Annotated in this window: 4 protein-coding genes; 2 read left to right on the top strand and 2 right to left on the bottom strand. The window is 72.8% G+C overall.

The window, feature by feature from the left end; genetic code table 11:
- The first annotated feature begins 916 nt into the window (after positions 1 to 916).
- Positions 917 to 1,813 carry a conjugal transfer protein gene (locus BIU98_RS18715; protein ID WP_139200480.1) on the top strand — a complete coding sequence of 299 codons (897 nt, stop codon included), beginning with the start codon at positions 917 to 919 and terminating at the stop codon, positions 1,811 to 1,813.
- Complete coding sequence (locus tag BIU98_RS00130; protein ID WP_071269524.1) at positions 1,810 to 2,727, top strand: FHA domain-containing protein; 918 nt, start codon at positions 1,810 to 1,812, stop codon at positions 2,725 to 2,727. Before BIU98_RS18715 ends, BIU98_RS00130 begins: the two co-directional genes overlap by 4 nt.
- Before the next feature lie 39 nt (positions 2,728 to 2,766).
- On the opposite strand, the gene BIU98_RS00135 is transcribed toward BIU98_RS00130, so the two are convergent.
- Both BIU98_RS00135 and BIU98_RS00140 read right to left on the bottom strand, forming a co-directional pair.
- The gene (locus BIU98_RS00135; protein ID WP_071269526.1) at positions 2,767 to 2,979 is read right to left on the bottom strand and encodes a hypothetical protein; all 213 of its coding nucleotides are present in this window, start codon (positions 2,977 to 2,979) and stop codon (positions 2,767 to 2,769) included.
- Positions 2,980 to 3,039: 60 nt separating this feature from the next.
- Positions 3,040 to 3,483, bottom strand: a complete 444-nt coding sequence (locus BIU98_RS00140) for a MarR family winged helix-turn-helix transcriptional regulator (protein ID WP_071269528.1) — start codon at positions 3,481 to 3,483, stop codon at positions 3,040 to 3,042.
- Positions 3,484 to 3,673: the final 190 nt, after the last annotated feature.

The following is a 3,673-nucleotide window of genomic DNA, read 5'->3' on the forward strand; positions in this document are numbered from 1 at the left end:
CTGGCGGGTCCTGCCCGGTCCGACCGCCCTCAAGGTCATCGAGATGCTCCTGCTCCTCGCCGTCATCGTCTTCGCGCTGTTCACCTGGGTGTTCCCGTTCATCGCGGCGGACATCCTGCCGCCACCCGACGGCACGATCGACGGCCCATGACCCCCATGCGCGAGGGCTCCAAGCGCCGCGGCGCTGTCCGCTCCCCCCTGTCCGACCAACCCGACCCGAGAGGGCGACATGACTGAGGTCGTCGTATCGCGCCGTGCTCTGCGAGAGCAGCAGCGATCAGCCGCCGCCGCCGCCGCCGCCACCGCCGCCACCGCCGCCGCGCGACAGGAGGCATCGGCGCAGAACCCTTGGGTTCGGAGTGGCGGCACCGTGCCGGCGGTCGACCCCTCGACAGTGCGAGCTGCTGCTGGTCGTCCCGACGAGGTCCGTCCGGCGGCTCGCGGGCCGGTGCCGCCGGACACGACGTGGTCGAGGTTCGCGCCCGAGGCGGTCGTGACGCCCGTCGTCGCCGAGGTCGGGCATGCTCCCGGGCGTGCCGACGAGACGTCGTCCGGCCTCGCGCCGGTGCCCACACTGCCCGCAGCCGACTCGGCGCTGACGGTTCCTCCCGTCCCGGGCCAGACACTGCCGCCGGCCGGCGCCCCGGTGCCCGAGGTTCCGCAGCTCGCGGTGCCGGAGCCCGTCCCCGTCGTCGCGCCCGGCGGTGCCGACTCCACCGGAACGAACGACGGCCCTGGCGAAGGCCCTGGCGACGGCACGGCGGAGGGGGATGCTGCCGCGCACGACGGCGTTGCGACGTCCCCATCGCCCAGACGAGCCGCGCGTGGTCACCGTCGCGGTGGCCCGGCCCCGACGTCCGGTGCCGACGAGCACGGCCCGCTCACGGCGGCGCGCTCGGCTTCTGGGACGCTCGAGATGCTGCGCGACATCGTCGGCCTCGGCTCCCGCGGGGGGCGCCGTTCGTGGGTCAGGACGATCCAGACGCTGGTCGCGATCGCTGCGGTCATCACGATCGTCGTCGGGGTCCGGACCATGTTCGCCCCGGCTTCGGCGAGCAGCGTGCCGTACTCGGCGACCTTCCCGCAGGCCCTCGCCGTGTCGACCGCCGAGCGGTTCACCGAGGCGTACTTCACCTGGGACGAGGACGACCCCGCGGCCCGTTCGAGCGCCCTCGCTGGCGTGATGCAGCGCGGACTGCCCGCGCAGGCAGGATGGGACGGCAACGGTCGATCGACCGCCCGCTCAGCGTCTGCAGTGGGGTTCACGATCGTGGACAGCGCCAACGCACTGGTCACGGTCGTCGCCACCGTGGCCGAGGCCTCGGACTCGGACGGCAGTTCGCGGGGCGGGTCGGAGCACCAGGTCGCGCTCAGCATCCCGGTGGCCGTCAGCGGCGCACGCGTGTGGGTGTCCGGGCTCCCTGCATCCGTCGGGGTGCCGGTACCCGCCACCGCGTCCCAGCGGACCACGGGTGAGACCGACGCTGACACGACCAGCGCGACCTCGGCCGCCGTCGGACAGTACTTCGCGTCGATCGCGAGCGACGACGTCACGACGGCACCTGCGGCCGGCGCCGGGACGGCCGCCGTGTCGACGGGGCTCGACGGTGTCCTGCGGTACCGGTCGGTGGTGTCGTGGTCGGTCGTGAAGGGCGGCGGGGACCTGCGCACCGGGCTGGCTTCCGTCCGTTGGGCGACCGCCACTCGTGTGCTGCTCGAACAGGACTACCGCGTGGTCGTCAGCAAGGACGTCGACCACTCCTGGCACGTTCGGTCGGTGACCGCGGCGCTGCCGTCGGAGCCCACCGGATGAACCAGACGCTGCCCACGCACCGCTCCACCGAGATGACCGAGGACATGGAACCACAACGCACGACGACCCCGCGGTCCACCGCCTTCCTCGGCGATGACGGCCGGCTCGAGTTCACGCACGACGGAACGACCCGCACCACCGAACACGCCAGTACGGCTGCGGCACGTGAAGCTGCGCTCGCCGAGATGGTGGCCCTCGCCGCGCTCTACGGCCGTCCGCTCGAACTCACCACCGAGGGCGCGGAAGGCGCATGGGACCTCGTCGTCCGCCCGGACGGGTCCGTGGCCCCGGTGGGCACCGAGGGAGCTCGAAGCGACCCGTTCACCGAACCGACCGAACAGAGCTCGTCGAGGGACGAGGACCTGCCGCTGGGGACCACGTCGGCGACGGCACCCACGACCGACCCCGTCGGATCGTCGGGTCCGGTCGACGAGCGCGACCGTCCCGACGAGCCTCACGAGGAGGCCGGATCTGCTCCCGGTCCCTCCGACGCGGGGGAGACGTCCGCCGACCTGGACGTCACGATCCGGACGCGTCCGCTGCGGCCAGAGGAGTCCGACGTCCCGGAGGAGACGGTCCTCCTCGCCCCACGCCGATCCGCCGTGGTCCACCGCGCGACGCTCCACACGAGCTCCGGTACCACGCTCGTCATCCACGGGGACGGCGTGCTCGGACGGCGTCCCCGCGGGGCTGCGAACTGCGTCCGGTTCGATGACCCGCACCGCAGCGTGTCGAACTCGCACCTCCGCTTCGTGGTGGAGGAGGACGCTGTCCGCATCACCGACCTCGGCTCGTCGAACGGCACGACGGTCGTCCACGAGGGGGTCGAGACGGTCTGTGAGCCCGGCGTCGAGGTCCGTGTGCTCCGCGGGGCACGCGTGGAGGTCGGGAGCGTGTTCTTCGTCATCGTGTGAGCCGCGACCCGTCGGGACCGGCAGCGCCAGGCGCCGTCGTCAGTCGCGGGGGCAGACGAGCGTGGAGGAGCGGACCTGGCCCTCGGGGCGGATCACCTGGTGTCGCGACAGGGGCTTGTGGCAGATGGGGCACCCGCGGTCGACGGAGCGGTCGTCGACGCCTTCGTCATGCCCCGCGCCGATCTGCGACGGCCCCATCTTCTCGATGAGCGTCGTGTTCCACCGCTGGTACCACCCGCTGAAGCGACCCATGGTCCTGCCTTTCGTTCGTCCACTCATGATTGTCGCACGAACGATGTGGTCTGTGGATGTTCAGGCCGTGTCGACGACGTCGAGCAGGGCGGTGAGTTCGTCCTTGAGGGCCTCGAGTCGGGCGACGGGCCAGCCGAGTCGGTCCGCCACTGCGACGGGCACGGCGCGGGCGCGGTCGCGGAGGGCTCGTCCGGCCGTGGTCAGTGACACCTCGAGCTGGCGCTCGTCCGTGCCGCTCCGGGCTCGGCGGACGTAGCCGGCAGCCTCGAGCCGCTTGAGCAGGGGGCTGAGCGTGGCGGAGTCGAGCCGGAGCTCGTCGGCAATCGCGCGGACGGACCGCGGGTCGTGCTCCCACAGTGCGAGCATCACGAGGTACTGCGGGTGCGTCAGACCCAGCGGCTCGAGCAGGTCGCGGTACAGGCCGATGACGCTGCGGCTCGTGGCGGCGAGGGCGAAGCAGAGCTGTCGGTCGAGGGCGAGCGGGTCGAGCTCGGTGGAGGCCATGCCCCCACGATACCGTTCGTGCGCGAAGTGTCGGCGGTGCGCCGCGCGGCGGCGGTGGCAGCGAGGCGGGGGCGAGCCGAGCCTCCAGGCTGCGACCGGTCTGGAGGCTCGGTGCGCGCCCGACGGTCGGCTCGCCGCCCGGCGGGCGGTCGCGCTGCCCACCCGACGTGAGATCGCAGTCCGTGTCGCC

The organism is Curtobacterium sp. MMLR14_010, assembly GCF_001865015.1.
Taxonomy (GTDB): Bacteria; Actinomycetota; Actinomycetes; order Actinomycetales; family Microbacteriaceae; genus Curtobacterium.

What these genes read in the sequence shown, in the direction of transcription:
- BIU98_RS00135 (WP_071269526.1), bottom strand. Translation starts at nt 2,979, where the DNA reads ATGGGTCGCTTCAGCGGGTGGTACCAGCGGTGGAACACGACGCTCATC.
- BIU98_RS00140 (WP_071269528.1), bottom strand. Translation starts at nt 3,483, where the DNA reads ATGGCCTCCACCGAGCTCGACCCGCTCGCCCTCGACCGACAGCTCTGC.
- BIU98_RS18715 (WP_139200480.1), top strand. Translation starts at nt 917, where the DNA reads ATGCTGCGCGACATCGTCGGCCTCGGCTCCCGCGGGGGGCGCCGTTCG.
- BIU98_RS00130 (WP_071269524.1), top strand. Translation starts at nt 1,810, where the DNA reads ATGAACCAGACGCTGCCCACGCACCGCTCCACCGAGATGACCGAGGAC.